Source organism: Paenibacillus sp. UMB7766-LJ446, assembly GCF_030226665.1.
GTDB lineage: Bacteria > Bacillota > Bacilli > Paenibacillales > Paenibacillaceae > Paenibacillus > Paenibacillus vandeheii.
The window spans coordinates 231,201-245,586 of the sequence record NZ_JASOYM010000007.1; the positions used below are offsets into that span (position 1 = coordinate 231,201).

Annotated in this window: 15 protein-coding genes; 8 read left to right on the top strand and 7 right to left on the bottom strand. The window is 46.2% G+C overall.

Annotated features, from left to right (window positions below; all coding sequences use genetic code 11):
• Nucleotides 1–49 precede the first annotated feature (49 nt).
• Together QP794_RS18805 and QP794_RS18810 are read right to left on the bottom strand one after the other, a co-directional pair.
• The gene (locus QP794_RS18805) at nucleotides 50–304 is read right to left on the bottom strand and encodes a hypothetical protein (protein ID WP_024632648.1); all 255 of its coding nucleotides are present in this window, start codon (nucleotides 302–304) and stop codon (nucleotides 50–52) included.
• Nucleotides 301–1,494, bottom strand: coding sequence for an NAD(P)/FAD-dependent oxidoreductase (locus QP794_RS18810; RefSeq protein ID WP_024632649.1), 1,194 nt, complete (start codon nucleotides 1,492–1,494; stop codon nucleotides 301–303). Before QP794_RS18810 ends, QP794_RS18805 begins: the two co-directional genes overlap by 4 nt.
• 535 nt (nucleotides 1,495–2,029) lie before the next feature.
• Between QP794_RS18810 and QP794_RS18815 the strand changes: the two genes are divergently transcribed.
• Together QP794_RS18815 and QP794_RS18820 are read left to right on the top strand one after the other, a co-directional pair.
• On the top strand, nucleotides 2,030–3,004 hold the full coding sequence (locus tag QP794_RS18815) for an NAD(P)/FAD-dependent oxidoreductase (RefSeq protein WP_211754064.1): 975 nt from the start codon (nucleotides 2,030–2,032) through the stop codon (nucleotides 3,002–3,004).
• A gap of 84 nt (nucleotides 3,005–3,088) precedes the next feature.
• Nucleotides 3,089–3,340 (top strand): hypothetical protein, encoded by a 252-nt coding sequence (locus QP794_RS18820; RefSeq protein WP_285078465.1) that lies wholly within the window; start codon nucleotides 3,089–3,091, stop codon nucleotides 3,338–3,340.
• Nucleotides 3,341–3,362: 22 nt separating this feature from the next.
• Here QP794_RS18820 and sda read toward each other — a convergent pair whose 3' ends face one another.
• Complete coding sequence (gene sda, locus QP794_RS18825) at nucleotides 3,363–3,506, bottom strand: sporulation histidine kinase inhibitor Sda (protein ID WP_024632651.1); 144 nt, start codon at nucleotides 3,504–3,506, stop codon at nucleotides 3,363–3,365.
• A gap of 355 nt (nucleotides 3,507–3,861) precedes the next feature.
• Nucleotides 3,862–4,521 (bottom strand): YheC/YheD family protein, encoded by a 660-nt coding sequence (locus QP794_RS18830; protein WP_285078466.1) that lies wholly within the window; start codon nucleotides 4,519–4,521, stop codon nucleotides 3,862–3,864.
• Between the two features lie 236 nt (nucleotides 4,522–4,757).
• Here QP794_RS18830 and QP794_RS18835 point away from each other — a divergent pair, with 236 nt between their 5' ends.
• Both QP794_RS18835 and QP794_RS18840 read left to right on the top strand, forming a co-directional pair.
• Nucleotides 4,758–5,012, top strand: a complete 255-nt coding sequence (locus QP794_RS18835) for a hypothetical protein (protein WP_285078467.1) — start codon at nucleotides 4,758–4,760, stop codon at nucleotides 5,010–5,012.
• Nucleotides 5,013–5,038: 26 nt separating this feature from the next.
• Nucleotides 5,039–6,565 (top strand): Ppx/GppA phosphatase family protein, encoded by a 1,527-nt coding sequence (locus tag QP794_RS18840; protein WP_285078468.1) that lies wholly within the window; start codon nucleotides 5,039–5,041, stop codon nucleotides 6,563–6,565.
• Here the strand turns inward: QP794_RS18840 and ppk1 are convergent.
• Nucleotides 6,525–8,606 carry a polyphosphate kinase 1 gene (ppk1, locus tag QP794_RS18845; protein ID WP_079347686.1) on the bottom strand — a complete coding sequence of 694 codons (2,082 nt, stop codon included), beginning with the start codon at nucleotides 8,604–8,606 and terminating at the stop codon, nucleotides 6,525–6,527. The two genes, QP794_RS18840 and ppk1, sit on opposite strands and share 41 nt — an antisense overlap.
• Before the next feature lie 250 nt (nucleotides 8,607–8,856).
• On the opposite strand from ppk1, the gene QP794_RS18850 reads away from it, so the two are divergent.
• From QP794_RS18850 to QP794_RS18860, 3 genes are all read left to right on the top strand, one after another.
• Nucleotides 8,857–9,084 carry a hypothetical protein gene (locus tag QP794_RS18850; RefSeq protein WP_024632656.1) on the top strand — a complete coding sequence of 76 codons (228 nt, stop codon included), beginning with the start codon at nucleotides 8,857–8,859 and terminating at the stop codon, nucleotides 9,082–9,084.
• A 414-nt stretch (nucleotides 9,085–9,498) separates the two neighbouring features.
• The gene (locus QP794_RS18855) at nucleotides 9,499–10,479 is read left to right on the top strand and encodes a glycoside hydrolase family 53 protein (protein WP_285078529.1); all 981 of its coding nucleotides are present in this window, start codon (nucleotides 9,499–9,501) and stop codon (nucleotides 10,477–10,479) included.
• 482 nt (nucleotides 10,480–10,961) lie between these two features.
• Nucleotides 10,962–11,471 (top strand): hypothetical protein, encoded by a 510-nt coding sequence (locus tag QP794_RS18860; protein ID WP_285078469.1) that lies wholly within the window; start codon nucleotides 10,962–10,964, stop codon nucleotides 11,469–11,471.
• A gap of 128 nt (nucleotides 11,472–11,599) precedes the next feature.
• Here QP794_RS18860 and QP794_RS18865 read toward each other — a convergent pair whose 3' ends face one another.
• Both QP794_RS18865 and QP794_RS18870 read right to left on the bottom strand, forming a co-directional pair.
• Complete coding sequence (locus QP794_RS18865; protein ID WP_285078530.1) at nucleotides 11,600–12,241, bottom strand: NAD(P)-dependent oxidoreductase; 642 nt, start codon at nucleotides 12,239–12,241, stop codon at nucleotides 11,600–11,602.
• Nucleotides 12,242–12,383: 142 nt separating this feature from the next.
• Nucleotides 12,384–12,740: a HesB/IscA family protein gene (locus QP794_RS18870; RefSeq protein WP_024632660.1), complete on the bottom strand. Its 357-nt coding sequence runs from the start codon at nucleotides 12,738–12,740 to the stop codon at nucleotides 12,384–12,386.
• A gap of 444 nt (nucleotides 12,741–13,184) precedes the next feature.
• Between QP794_RS18870 and mqnE the strand changes: the two genes are divergently transcribed.
• Nucleotides 13,185–14,291 (top strand): aminofutalosine synthase MqnE, encoded by a 1,107-nt coding sequence (gene mqnE / locus QP794_RS18875; protein WP_079347692.1) that lies wholly within the window; start codon nucleotides 13,185–13,187, stop codon nucleotides 14,289–14,291.
• Nucleotides 14,292–14,386 lie beyond the last annotated feature (95 nt).

Below are 14,386 nucleotides of genomic sequence, written 5' to 3' on the forward strand. Positions count from 1 at the left end.
TTAAATGGATGACTCAGGTTCTTTGGGATAACGTGATTGCTTAATCCTCTTAATCCTGATCCTCTTCATCAACCGCTTTCAGAGACTCCAGAAATTCAGCTGTTGCTCTGTCACGGTCACGTCCCTTCTCCTTAAGCCGCTCGATGGCAGGTAAAATGAGAATATCCACTTCCTTCTGAACGATGTAAGCCAGATCATACTGATCCTGTTCCTCCAGATAACCACCGACTTGCATCAGGGCGTTGTACCGATCCAGTTCTTCTCGCGTGAGTAGCCCTCTGACCTGAACACTGCAATGTCTCATCCAAAAAACCGCCCTTTCTTCAGTACCAAGGGAATGCCACCGATGATAAACAAGTACCGGAGATCCACCAGCTTTTTCAGCTGAGCCGCTTTCCAGCCCTTGTATTTCTTACCGCCTACGACAGCGATAGCTTCACCTTTCCCCAATGACGCGACCGTACCTTTACTTGTAAATACAAAAGGTTGTGGCTGCTTCTTGCGGATGGCAGCGACAACGTTTTTGGCACAGTTAACACCCTGCTGCATTGCGATCTGCGCGGTTGGTGGATATGGGCGCCCTTCATTGTTGAACACCAGTGAATTGTCACCGATAACATAGACGTGCTCATGCCCTGGGGCACGCAAAAACTCATCAACCTTCACCCGTCCACGCATCACTTCAAGGCCTGCCTGCTCAAGCAGGGCGTTTCCACGAATACCGCCGGTCCATACGACCGTTGCTGCATCGAGTTTTTCACCTTCACCCACAATGACACCGTCTGGCAGACATTGCTTGATCGGAACACCGATTTTGAAAGTAACGCCTTTTTTCTTCAACACGTTCATTGCATGCTCAACCAGTTCCGGGTCAAAGCCCGGCAAAGCTGAAGGTGCTGCTTCGACATTATAGATGTGTACGTTTTTCGGATTCACGTCGAATTCCTTGCAAAGCTGAGGAATGCGATCCGCAAGTTCCGCCACGAATTCGACACCACTGAAGCCAGCTCCACCCACGACAAAACGAATGCGGTTACGTTTATTATCGTTTTTGTACATGGCAAACTGATATTCGATATGCTCGCGAATCATTCGGACTGAGTTAATGCTGCGAATGGTCATCGCATGATCGAGCATACCCGGAATACCGAAGGTTTCCGGTTCCCCGCCCAATCCAATAATCAGATAATCATAGGATAACGTGCCGTCCTCCAGAATGATCTTCCGATCCTGCAGCCGGATCTCCTTCACCGAAGACTTGACCAAATCAATCTTGAACTCGTCAATCAGCTTCGATATCGGGACCCTTGCATGTTCAATCGTATCTGTGCCGGCTGCCGGCATATGTAGATGTGTGGTGATATAATGATAATCATGCCGGTTCACCAATGTGACATCGGCCTCGTTATAGTTCAATTCCTTCTGCAGCCGCTGGGCTGTCAGAATCCCGCCATAGCCCGCGCCGAGGATGACGATTTTGGGAATGCTGCTCATGTCTGTACCCCTTCCGGTTTCGTTCGCATCAACCGTTCGTTTGTTTTGTTGTAAAAAGGCTCTTACTTACCCATATTGATGAGGTCTTATCCATTATGACGACAAATGTTAACTTCGCGAATTTATTTGAACTTTTTGCATGCAAGTTATCGATTAAAATTGTGAAATTATACACAAGATTCAACAAAACGCGGGTATTGTCTTCACATTACAAATTGGGGCTAAATTAGACAAAAAAACACATAGTACAGGTCAAGGATATCTGTATTTCTGGCAAATATCAAGGTTTTTTTTGTTATTTTTCATAACCTTTCATTTCCAATTTCATCCTATTCTCACCTGATCTTCATCTATTGTTCCTAGTTTCATCATACTGCCAACTTTGCAACCCAGTTTACACCGTTTATAATGAGAAAGACAGTTCAGCAACAAACGCTGGGTACAATACGTACCCGGCTTCATTATTTCTGTTAACTACCTATTAAAATAAGAAAGGTGTTGTTGATTCTTGACTGCACAAACTGCCGGTCATGACATGACCGATTTACTTATTATTGGTGGCGGCCCTGCGGGTCTGTTCGCCGCGTTTTACGGAGGGATGCGTCAGGCATCCGTTACTCTGGTTGAAAGTATGCCACAACTTGGTGGACAACTTGCCGCCCTCTATCCCGAAAAATTCATCTATGATGTAGCCGGTTTCCCGAAGGTGACCGCTCAGGAACTGGTGAATAATCTGGTGGAGCAAATGAGCCATTTTAACCCGAACATCCGTCTTGAGGAAAAGGTTGTTTCGGTAGAGAAACTAGAAGAACGTCACTTCGTCGTAAAAACCGATGTGAATGAATATCACGCCAAAGCCGTAATTATCACTGCCGGTGTGGGTGCATTCGAACCCCGTCGTCTGGAGCTTGAGGGTGCTGCCAAATTCGAAAAAACCAATCTGCACTATTTCATCAGTGATCTGAACGCCTTTGCCGGCAAAAAAGTACTGATCAGCGGTGGCGGTGACTCCGCTGTAGACTGGGCGCTCATGCTCGAGCCGATCGCTGAGCAAGTAACCCTGATCCATCGCCGCGACAAATTCCGTGCGCATGAGCACAGTGTCGAAAACCTGATGAATTCCAAGGTGAACATCGTTACACCTACCGAAATTACCGAACTTCACGGTGAGGACAGTATTACCAAGGTTACTTTGGCTCACGTCAAAACCAAGGAAACACAGGAAATTGAAGTGGATGATGTCATCGTCAACTTTGGCTTCGTCTCTTCCCTGGGACCTATCGCAGAATGGGGCATCGAAATTGACAGCAATTCCATCGTGGTCGATTCCCGCATGGAAACCTCGATTCCGGGTATCTATGCTGCCGGAGATATTACAACATATCCAGGCAAGCTGAAGCTGATTGCTGTCGGATTCGGTGAAGCGCCAACCGCAGTCAACAATGCCAAGGTATACTTCGATCCAGACGCCAAGCTGTCTCCAGGACACAGCAGTAACATGAAGCGCTAATTCCTTATGGAATCTTATAGAATATAAAAGACACAAAAAAGGGTATCTTACTCCTGAATGAATTCAACATCAGGAGGGATACCCTTGTCTTATATATGCCCGCTGTGTAACGGTCTGGTTGTACCGGAGCAGGCTTGTCCCCACTGCCTTCAGGGACTGTCAGAATGCGGCAAATTGGACGATTACACCGGACCATACAGCCCCTACGCCATTCACACTTCCTCTGACACGGCAGACGAATCCGAAAACGTTTGCAATCATATGATGTACTGTCACCAATGTCAGACAAGCACACTATGGCCTGTAAATCTATGGGACATGTCCGGAAAACTGTAGCATTGCCTGCAAATGAGGATCTCTAGTGAAGAATGGCAGATACGTCGGTACCCAGTTTGCGCTTATGGATTTCTGCCAACAGCAGTGCGATGAAATCTCGTTCGAGATCCAACTCAATCGCCTTATGGTAGGAGTCCAATAACATCTCATCGGATAACATAGCCATTTCCCGCCACAACCTTTCCTTTTTTTTCCTCAAAACTATCATATCAGAGATTTATAAAGAGAACAAGCGTTCTTGTTATCCACAACGTTATGTGGAAATCCTGTGTATAGTTTGTTGATAAATGGTAAAAATGTTGATTGATCAACGTGGATAGTGTGGATAGTATTTATACACAGGATCGAAGCTTATCGAACAGAACGATTATCATAGCATTTTTTTTAGAATAAATTCATAGTTTCAAGAGTTGATGCGAGTAAATTACCCTTAATTGTTAAATTCCAAACGTTTTCCACCTAGTTTCCTTCTATATTACTATCGGATTTTCTTTGGATTTTTTTAGCTTTTTTCACCATTTTCATTGCGGTCTGGTGTTCACTTCCAAAATCCATATTCTTCCGGAATGATCCAGTCCATAATCGAAACCGAGCTGCCCCACACCAGGGAACTGACTTTCCATGATCCGTGTACATGTGAGTGTCAATGAACGCATCTCTCGACGTTTATATTTTCCGGAAATATGAGGCAGTGACAGAGCAAGTGCTCTTCTGCCGGACAGCATCGTTCCTCCTTTGCTAAGATTGGTCACGACCAATCCCGGACGAGCGAGCCGTCCCACCATCGAACGGAATACCCAGCCTCTTTCTGTCTTGACGACTTTGACTCTGTAATCGACAGGTCTGCCTTGAATGGTCGCCAAATGAATGCCTTGCTGGATCAAGTATCTCCGTCTAGCTTTTACGCGGATTAGGGAGCGGTACATTTGATTAAAATGAGTAAAAGAACGGGTTATTTTCATATGAGTGTACCGGTAGGCTCCTCCACTTGCTGATACTCTAATGACACCGTAACCTCCACCACCGACAACAGGTTTGATATACACCATTCCGTAATGACTAAGCATGTTTAGCAGATTCCCCGAGTTGAACGTCTTCGTCTGTGGAATGTGGACAGCGGCTACCGGATATTTCAACAGCGCCGCTGTCTTCAGCCATTTGCTTGCAAGCTGTCTCGACATGGGTTGATCTCCTTTCCTGAACAATAGTCCTTCCTTATACATACTCAACTGGAGCCGTGCTTTCTTGGATGTCTGTCCAAGGCTGGGGCCCCTTTTCAGTGGATAAAGTCCATAAGCTTGTTTCAAGGGGGGAACAAGCGCCTGGTTTGCTTTTCAAACGCATCAATCTATCGTATGCTACTAAGGAATGGTTTGGAGAGGCTTAAATATGAGGATCTAAGGAGCGTTCAGAAGACATGGAATCATTTTTCAAATCACTGTATGGTGTAGCCTATTTTGCCATTTCTATCGTTCTGGTAGCCATTACGGTGCTTCTATTCGTTACAGGTATTCGACTGTTTATGAAGAAAAGCAATCGCGGTTTTGCTGTAAGTTGTATTCTGTTTGCCTGCTTTATCGTCTTCATTATAGTGGTCATGCTGACCACGCCCTTCACCTCGACGCCTCCGGGTTCACCAGAAGCCATGGCAGCCTTGCTGAGAATCGGGTAGATTAACCTCTGTAGAAGGAGATGCTTATGACACATAACGAAATACTCGGAATCATCGATATCGGCTCCAATTCCATACGTCTGGTTATTTATGAACTCGATTCGGATAGAGCCTATCGCATCATTCATGAAGACAAATATGCAGCTCGTCTAAGCAATGTGGTTGAACAAGACGGAACGATTCTGCGACATTCACTGGACAAGGCTATCACAATTTTGCGACAATTCAGGGCTACCTGCGAAGCTTATCAAGCCAAGCTCATCCGTGCGGCAGCAACAGCGGCCATTCGGAATGCAGGCAATGCTTCAGAAATTATAGGTTGGCTGGAAGCCGAGACGGGACTTACGATTGAATGTGTATCCGGCGATAAGGAAGCCTATTACGGCTTCCTAGGTGTCACTCAATCGATTGATCTGGCGGATGGTTATGTCGTGGATATTGGCGGAGGAAGTACCGAGATCACTGTATTCCGCGATCGAAAACGACTGCACAGCATCTCTCTGCCTATCGGAGCTGTGAACTCACACGCCCGTTATGGCGGAGAAGATCAGTGGACTGAAGCTAATGCGACCGCCCTCTGTAATGAAGTTATCCAGGCATTAAGTGATCAGGATTGGGTCAGACAGCATCCCGGACTACCTCTCATAGGACTTGGCGGCACGATGCGTACCCTGGCCAAAGTGGAACAGAAGAGAACGCAGTATTCATTGCCGGTTACGCATCATTATGAAATCGGTGCAGAAGAGATGGAAAATATCGCTCGTTCTTTGCCACATCTCACCTCGGCACAACGCAAGAAAGTACCCGGTCTTGCCAAGGATCGTGCAGACATTATTGTGCCAGGTGTTCTCATATTGCGCACGGTCTTCCAGATCATCCAGGGAGATCGTTATGTCGTGAGCGGAGCGGGGTTACGGGATGGTTTGCTAAGGGATCTCCTGGCTGCAGGTCAGCCGGTCGTGCCAGACGCGCTGAAGGACAGCATTCGCAACTTCATCCATTTTGGCCCACCGATTCCGGAGAAACGTCTGAATCGGATCCACCAGGATGCGCTTACCCTGTATACTGCTTTACAAGGTAATTCCCCCGATCCAGCAGATGCCCGGATCCTGTACACGACCTGTATGCTGCACATGGCTGGAAAACAGATTAACTATTTCCGGTATCCCCAGCACTCGGCCTATTGGATTATGAATGCGAGTATCTACGGACTCTCTCACCGGGAGACGATCCTTAGTGCCATTGCAGCCGATTATCATCCAAAAAAAAGAACGCCCCAGCTGCTTCAAAAGCACAAGGACATTCTAAAGGATTCAGACGAACGGCATGCCCATCGCCTGGGCTCACTGCTGCGCGTAACTGAAGCGATCAATCGAGCTGAAAGTATCACTGCCATAAAGGCAGCAAAAGAAAACGACTCGCTGCAGATGCAATTCATCTGTACAGCCGAGCCGTTACTGGAACTGAGCGACCTCGAAGAGGCCGTCAAAGATTTGCAGGAAGCTTGGGGAGTTACGTTAACACACTCCATTCAGCAGGCTTCCAAGGGATAATTCCCATCGCCTCCGTCTGACTTCTCAGCGGGGGTTTTTCATTTTGTACAAATACATAATTGCCGCCAGGCATAAGCTCTCTTGCTTTCACATTATCGTTCAGAGACAGGTTCAGAATGTCCACCAGCATCTTCTTCAGCTCTGGATCAAACACGGGACACATCAGCTCAATTCTTCGTTTCAAATTGCGGGTCATCCAGTCTGCACTGGACAGATACACATCCGGGTTCCCACTATTTTCAAAATAGAACAGTCTGGAGTGTTCCAGGAACCGGTCCACGATGCTGATTACACGAATATTCTCACTAAGTCCCTCTACACCAGGACGCAAGCAGCATACACCGCGCACGATCAGATCAATCTGTACTCCGGCTTGAGATGCCAGATATAATTCATCAATGATATCCTGATGGGATAAGGAATTGATTTTGGCAATAATCCTGGATGGTCTTCCCTTCAAGGCATGCTCTGCTTCCCGTCGAATAAGCGCGAACAGTTCGTCCTTCATGCCGTCTGGGGCGACCCGGAATGCCTGCAATGCTTTGGGTCCGGAATATCCGGTAATCTCATTGAACAGTTCCGATGCATCTTCGCCAATGATGGGATTGGAGGTGAACAGTCCCACGTCGGTATACACTTTGGCTGTGCTTTCATTGTAGTTACCTGTTCCAACATGCACGTACCTTCTTAGACCACTCTGTTCCCTGCGTACGACAAGAATGATCTTGGCATGAGTCTTTAATCCAACCAATCCGTAAACCACATGACAGCCTGCTTTCTCCAGCGTGCGGGCCCATGCAATGTTTCGTTCTTCATCAAATCTGGCTTTCAATTCAACCACAACGGTCACTTGTTTACCGCTCTCGGCAGCATGAGCCAGTGCAGGAATGAGACGGGAATCCCCATTCACCCGGTATAACGTCATTTTGATCGCCATGACGCGCGGATCTTCCGAAGCCTCTACAATAAAGTCCGTTACCGGTTCGAAGGATTCATATGGATGATGAACGAGCACATCCCGTTTACGCAGCAGCTCGAAGTGACTTTCCCGTGGAAGGAACTCCAGAGGATAGACAGGCTGCACCGGACTGTATTTCAGATGAGAGAAGCCTTCCAGACTATCCACAAACCCGGCCAGAAAACTCAGATCCAAAGGTCCATCAATTTCGTACACAGGATCTTGAATATCGAACTCTTCCCGCAGTTCAAGCAATGCATCCGGCCGGAAATCCGTACACACTTCCAGTCGTACCGGTGCTCCCCGGCGTCTGCGCCGCAATTCCTTCTCAATTGCTTCAAGTAAATCTTCCGCTTCTTCTTCATTAATGAAAAGATCCGCATTGCGGGTCACCCTGAATTCCTGTACAGCCAGTGGAACATATCCGCTGAAAAGGGTATGAATATGATGTTTGATGAGATCTTCGATCAAAATGAATGTTTTCTTTTTACTATTCGCCCGAAGAGGTACAGGAATAACCCGAGGAATATTGGAAGGCACCTGCACAATAGCCAAAAACGGCTCACCCTCCTGCTCTTCTTCCTTCTGCAGCATCACGGACAGATATACAGACTTGTTGTGTACCAGTGGAAATGGGCGACTCTGATCAATAGCCATCGGTGTTAATACCGGAAAAATGATCTCATGAAAATACTGGTCCATTGCTCGCTGCTGGGTCATATTCAGATCTGTGTATTCCTGAAAATGGACGCCTTTCTTGGCAAGAAGACGAATGAGCTCACGATAGGTTTTATATTGTTCGGCGACCATGGTCCCCGTTCGTTTAATCAATCTGCGGTACAAACCCGAAGGGGTGTAACCTGTAAAATCCTTTTGCGTAAATCCAGCCTTGATCTTCTCTTTCGTCTCCGCTACCCTTACACTTACGAACTCGTCCAGGTTACTGGCGACAATGCCAAGAAACCTCATGCGTTCCAGCAGTGGTGTTGTTGGATCTTGCGCCTCCTGGAGCACACGACGATTAAACTCAACCCAACTTAAATCACGGTTAACGTAGTTACCTGTTTTGACATCTCTATGCATGTATGGCCTCCGAATGTGTTGCATATCTTTTTTGAATCAATATTCTGATATAATTAATTGTACTATTCGTGATTGGTTACAAGCGTCATCAAAGTGTAAACGCTATGTAAAATTTATGTAAATGATACCTCATAGCGATAACTTTTTCCATCCCTTTACAAAGAGCAGGAGACAGAGTAAAGTGATGTACAGTGTAAATTGTCCGGTTGCTATCCATCATCCAAAATTGCATTTGTTAAAGGAGTATATAATGAAATCGAACAAACCTAGAACGTTACAAAAAAATATAGAGTTTTTCACGGCTGCACTATCCCAATGCACGGTAACCGCATGGCAGGAAGATCCAGCGGGCGTATATTGTGAAGTGGGCCGTGGCATCGTGGAGCGGATCAGCGAAGACAGCGTAAGAATTCGCAACGATAACGGTACGAAAAGTCATTATGACCGGGATATTACGATGTTCCAAACCGAAAAATAATTTTGCGTAAATATGAAAAAAAGACTAGCTTTCCGGAAAAGAGTGTTGTATACTCTTGGCACAAGGAAAGGAGGTGCGTCAACATATCTAATCACATGTTGAACGTGTCCCTTACCCGATCCACTAGCTTAATTTAACTGATGCTGGTGGAGGCGCGGGATACGGATCAAGGTTTCAAAAAGCGCCACGGGTAGAAAAGCCGTCTTCGGACGGCTTTTTGTTTTGTCTTTTTTCGCAGAGGTTGAAAAAACAACCAAAATATTGGAAATGAACCCTGTAGTTGAGCTAAGGGTGCCCGATATAATTAGGTTGCAACTCAACCCATATTCGAGGAGGCATATTGTAATGTTCAAAAATGTAAGGGGTTTCAAAACATCCATCGCTCTGGTCTTTGTTTTGTTATTCACCTCTATTATGCTGCCCACAGGCCAGCATGCCAATGCAGCACCAAGCTTCGCCAAAGGAGCCGACATCAGTTGGGTTCCCGGAATGGAAGCGCAAGGTTACAAATGGAAAGACAAAAACGGCGTTCAGCGTGATATTATTGATATTTTGAAAAATGATTACCAGATCAACTCTGTTCGTATTCGTGTCTTTGTTAATCCTTCGAATGATTATGGTAACGGTTACATGAACAAGGATCGTGCAGCAGCTCTGGCCCTGCGTGCCAAAAATGCAGGCATGAGCGTCATGCTCACTCTGCACTACAGTGATTCATGGGCTGACCCGGGTCAACAAACCAAACCTGCTGCTTGGAAAAACTACACGTTCCAGCAGCTGATGGATGCTGTATGGAATCACACACGTGAAGTTATGACAGCCATGCAGAGTAAAGGCGTAACCCCGGACTGGGTACAAATCGGTAACGAAACAAGCAACGGCATGTTATGGGAAGATGGGAAAGCATCCACCAACATGAAAAATTATGCGTGGCTGGTGAACACGGGTCATAATGCCGTGAAGTCCATCAGCACCAACACCAAAACGATCGTTCACCTTGCAGGCGGGGATGATAATGCCCTCTTTGTATGGAATATCGGTGGCCTGATCGATAACGGTGCCAACTTTGACATGATTGCCATGTCCCTCTATCCTTCCGCCTCCGGCTGGAACACGGCTGTCACCAATGCGGTAAACAATGCCAAGGATCTGATCAACCGGTATGGCAAAGAGATTATCGTATCGGAGATCGGGATGGATAACACCCAACCGGCAGCTGGTAAAAGTTTTGTCGCAGCAATGAAAACACAATTCCGCAATCTGCCGAGCAGCAAAGGTAAAGGTGTATTCTACTGGGAGCCTGAAGCAACTCCGGGCTACAATGGCGGTTACAGCAAAGGTGCCTGGCAGTCGAACGGCCTGCCGACCGTAATGTTGGAAGGATTTATCGACTAAACACGGGGATAAGTATTTTAAGAGCGGTAGGTGGCGTTACGGGTACGGATCGTTCTTTCGAGCGCTGTTGTATCCAAATTTTCTTGAATCAACTTTTTATTAGTTGAAATTTGGATACAAAGGCGCACGCTTCGCTTCTACAGAATCGATTCCGTTCCCTCCACTACGTTGGCTGCTAATGAGATACTTCTAAAATGTGTTAAGTAGGAATTTGGGGTAAAAAAAGAAAAATGCGCTGCTCCTGTTGGGAGCAGCCCTTTTTTTGAGGTTGGAGTGAGTTGATTGAATTGGATGCGTTAAGCAAGGCTAGATTGGTTAGTGTGTTTAGTTCGGCTAGATCGAATTCGTTGGATTGGTTTCATGTTAATTAGGAACGCTTAATGAATCTGAACGTAAATAGTCTTTTCGCTTATATACTTATATAATAAGATAAAAGATTCAGACAGCACATGTACAACCTTATTCTAAAGGTGGGGAAATGTATGGGATTTTTAAAAGATCTGGGTCAGTTTGCTGGGGAAGTTACCGGAAAAGTACTCGGCGGCACCGTCAGAGTGGCTGGGGAACTTACAGGAAGCCCATTCATCAAAGAAATTGGGAATGGCGTAGAGAAAGCTACGATTAATACAGGGAAGACGGTAGGCCAACTTGCCAGCGGTACATATGATATGGCCAGTGGTGTGATCAGAAAAGACAATACAGCATTAGACGCTGGACTGGCCGATATTGGAGGAGCCGTTACCAATACAGCGAAAGGTGTAGTGGTATCCGCGAAGTATGTGTATAACGGTGGCAAAGATGTTGTTGTCGGCATGAAAGACGAGGACATGGAAAGAGTAAAGCTCGGGGCCAAGAATCTGATTACCGCTGCGGCAGTTACAACATTGGCTGTAGGACTCGTAGATGCCATGGATGGTATGGAAAGTATAGAGTCGGTAGAGTCGGCAGAACTAATAGAGAATCCAAATACAGATGATATTACACCACACTAGGCAGTCTGAAGAGGACTACGTTCAGTATTTCCGGATTACGTACACCAACTTCATAACGATACAAAAAAAATGGACGCTAATCTCGTAAGGATTGGCGTCCATTTTCCATCTCTTTCAGTTCGAATCAATTACTTCGCTTCGCCTACAACCGTAAAGCGTTCGTTCTTATGCTGTGGGTTCTCGATTTCATCGACCAAAGCAATGGCATAGTCAGCATAGCTGATGTAGCTGTTGCCTTCACTATTGACCAGAATGACATCATTACCTGCTTGGTATTTCCCTGTCCGAACACCCTCTGGATTAAAGAAGCCAGCCGGGCTCAGGAATGTCCATTGAATCCCGGAGGAAGCTTGCAGATCCTGCAAGTTTTTCCCCTGATTCGTCGCAGTTGCTTTGTACGCATCAGGGAATCCTGGAGAATCCACAACACGCAGTGTTTTCGAATCGTCCGTGTACAGGCTTCCTGCTCCGCCCACAACAATCAGTCGAGTATTCGGAGCATCTTTCAGAGTATTAATCAAGGCTTGTCCTGCTTCCACATGCAGATTCTCTTTCCCGGCTGGCGCACCGAATGCATTGACGATGACGTCAAATGATTTGGCATCCTCTGCCGTGAGGTCGAATACGTCTTTTTCAAGTACATTCAGACTTTTATCTTCCACCTTGGATGCATTCCGAACGATTGCTGTCACTTCATGCCCTCTATCCAACGCTTCTTTCAAAATCAAATTTCCCGCTTTGCCTGTCGCGCCAATAATTCCAATTTTCATCATAATCTCTCCCTTGGTTTCGTATTATAAACTTTATAATGTAACTATATTAGTTACAACATAAGTTGTCAACATACAAAAAAACCTCCATAACGTGATTAGTACGAGACTAATCCGCTATAGAGGTCTTGATTCACCATGATTAACAATCTTTATCAGGTACGCCCGCTTCTTCACGTGTACGGAAGGATGATCCACAGCCGCAGGTTGCCACTGCGTTCGGGTTGTGGATGGTGAAACCGCCGGACATGCCGGATTCTTCAAAATCAATTTCGAGTCCATTCAAATATTTCAGGTTTTCCTTCTCTACAACAACCTTCATATTCTGAATATCCATATAGAGGTCCTCATCGGACTCTTTATCGTCAAAGCCCATGGCGTACGAAAATCCGGTACAACCGCCCGGTGCTACGCCAAGACGCAAGAACATACCAGGTGCCTCTTGCTGTGCAAGCATTTCTTTCAATCGGTCTGCAGCCGTTTCGCTGATGCTAATCATGCCAGGTCACTCTCCTTTTCGTTAACTCTCCCTTAAATTATACTCCACCCCGTCAAGGGGCTCAAGTCATCTTTGCCTGTTTCCGCGTTCCCCCTTATCTCCTTTTTCTTCCCAGTGTATTGAACCCCCGGGACACGAGGTTTATAATGGGTAGGTGATCGCTTTGAAATGTCGATATTTTGTCATGACTTATTCAGGTGATGGGCATATATGGAGTTGTAATTTTTTTCACATTTCGAGACTGCACGCAGTCCCCAATGCATATAGAGTCACAAGACTCGTTTACATGAAAAAATTAGTTTTACGTACGCAGCACAAGCTGCACCGGGTAAATAAGAGTTAGTCCACATAAGATGGCGGCAGATGACCGCATCTTTTCTATGTAGTTCTGTAAGTAAGTCCTACAACCCAACTCGATTCCGGTTAAGAATAGGAGGATACAACATGTCTACATTGGTAACACCGTTCACAGACAAAAGAATGGCTGAAATCGTTGAGAAGGTACAGAACGGCGTAAGGCTGAGCGTAGAAGATGGCGTTTATCTGTATGAATCGGATGATCTGCTGACTTTGGGCCAACTGGCCAATGAGGTCAACCTGCGTAAAAATGGCAAGAAGGTTTACTTTATTGAAAACATGAGCCTTTATTTTACCAACGTATGTGAAGCCCACTGTGCTTTCTGTAACTTCCGCAAAGATCAGGGCGAAGATGGTTCTTACACGTTGTCCGGTCAGGAAATGATCGATTACGTAGAACAGCATATTCACCCGGGTGTACGCGAGTTCCATATTGTAGGCGGACATAACAACCATGTTCCTTTTCAATATTATGTCGATTCCTTGCGTGCTTTAAACGAAAAATATCCGGATGTTACGCTGAAAGCCTACACGGCTGCCGAGATTGATTTCTTCACTCGTATCAGCGGACTGAGCATCAAGGAAGTGTTACAGGAGCTGCAAAAGGCAGGTTTGAAATCACTGACCGGCGGCGGCGCAGAGATTTTGTCCGATGAATACCGTAAAAAAATGCGTGTGGACAAAGCGAACGTTGACCGCTATCTGGAAGTGCACCGTACTGCTCATAATCTGGGCATGCGTACGCACACTACAATGCTTTATGGATCCATTGAGTCCTATGAGGACCGTGTAAACCATATGGCACAAATTCGCGAGCTTCAGGATGAGACGAACGGATTCATGGTCTTTATCCCTCTATCCATGCAGCCGAAAAGCAAAAACGCGAGTATCATGCGTCGTAACTCCGCTTACGAGGATCTCAAAACGATTGCGATCAGCCGTCTGATGCTTGATAACATCGATCATATCAAAGCCTACTTCATCAACATCGGTCCACAGCTGACTCAAGTTGCCCTTGGATTCGGTGCTTCGGATGCACACGGCACGATCGTTCGCGAACGGATTAGTCATGCAGCAGGCGCACTAACGCCTGAAGGTCTCACCCGCAAAGAGCTTATATGGTTAATTAAGGGTGCTGGGCGTATTCCTGTGGAGCGCGATACGTTCTACAATGAAATTCAAGTGTACGAGTAGCATGTAACAAGAGCATCACTCCAGCAGTCGACTTTCAAGCTACCCGGGGAGCCGTTTGGAATGGAGGGGTGCGAATTGCTGGAGCATATCCGTAA

What these genes read in the sequence shown, in the direction of transcription:
- QP794_RS18805 (WP_024632648.1), bottom strand. Translation starts at nt 304, where the DNA reads ATGAGACATTGCAGTGTTCAGGTCAGAGGGCTACTCACGCGAGAAGAA.
- QP794_RS18810 (WP_024632649.1), bottom strand. Translation starts at nt 1,494, where the DNA reads ATGAGCAGCATTCCCAAAATCGTCATCCTCGGCGCGGGCTATGGCGGG.
- QP794_RS18815 (WP_211754064.1), top strand. Translation starts at nt 2,030, where the DNA reads ATGACCGATTTACTTATTATTGGTGGCGGCCCTGCGGGTCTGTTCGCC.
- sda (WP_024632651.1), bottom strand. Translation starts at nt 3,506, where the DNA reads ATGGCTATGTTATCCGATGAGATGTTATTGGACTCCTACCATAAGGCG.
- QP794_RS18830 (WP_285078466.1), bottom strand. Translation starts at nt 4,521, where the DNA reads ATGTCGAGACAGCTTGCAAGCAAATGGCTGAAGACAGCGGCGCTGTTG.
- QP794_RS18835 (WP_285078467.1), top strand. Translation starts at nt 4,758, where the DNA reads ATGGAATCATTTTTCAAATCACTGTATGGTGTAGCCTATTTTGCCATT.
- QP794_RS18840 (WP_285078468.1), top strand. Translation starts at nt 5,039, where the DNA reads ATGACACATAACGAAATACTCGGAATCATCGATATCGGCTCCAATTCC.
- ppk1 (WP_079347686.1), bottom strand. Translation starts at nt 8,606, where the DNA reads ATGCATAGAGATGTCAAAACAGGTAACTACGTTAACCGTGATTTAAGT.
- QP794_RS18850 (WP_024632656.1), top strand. Translation starts at nt 8,857, where the DNA reads ATGAAATCGAACAAACCTAGAACGTTACAAAAAAATATAGAGTTTTTC.
- QP794_RS18855 (WP_285078529.1), top strand. Translation starts at nt 9,499, where the DNA reads ATGCTGCCCACAGGCCAGCATGCCAATGCAGCACCAAGCTTCGCCAAA.
- QP794_RS18860 (WP_285078469.1), top strand. Translation starts at nt 10,962, where the DNA reads ATGGGATTTTTAAAAGATCTGGGTCAGTTTGCTGGGGAAGTTACCGGA.
- QP794_RS18865 (WP_285078530.1), bottom strand. Translation starts at nt 12,241, where the DNA reads ATGAAAATTGGAATTATTGGCGCGACAGGCAAAGCGGGAAATTTGATT.
- QP794_RS18870 (WP_024632660.1), bottom strand. Translation starts at nt 12,740, where the DNA reads ATGATTAGCATCAGCGAAACGGCTGCAGACCGATTGAAAGAAATGCTT.
- mqnE (WP_079347692.1), top strand. Translation starts at nt 13,185, where the DNA reads ATGTCTACATTGGTAACACCGTTCACAGACAAAAGAATGGCTGAAATC.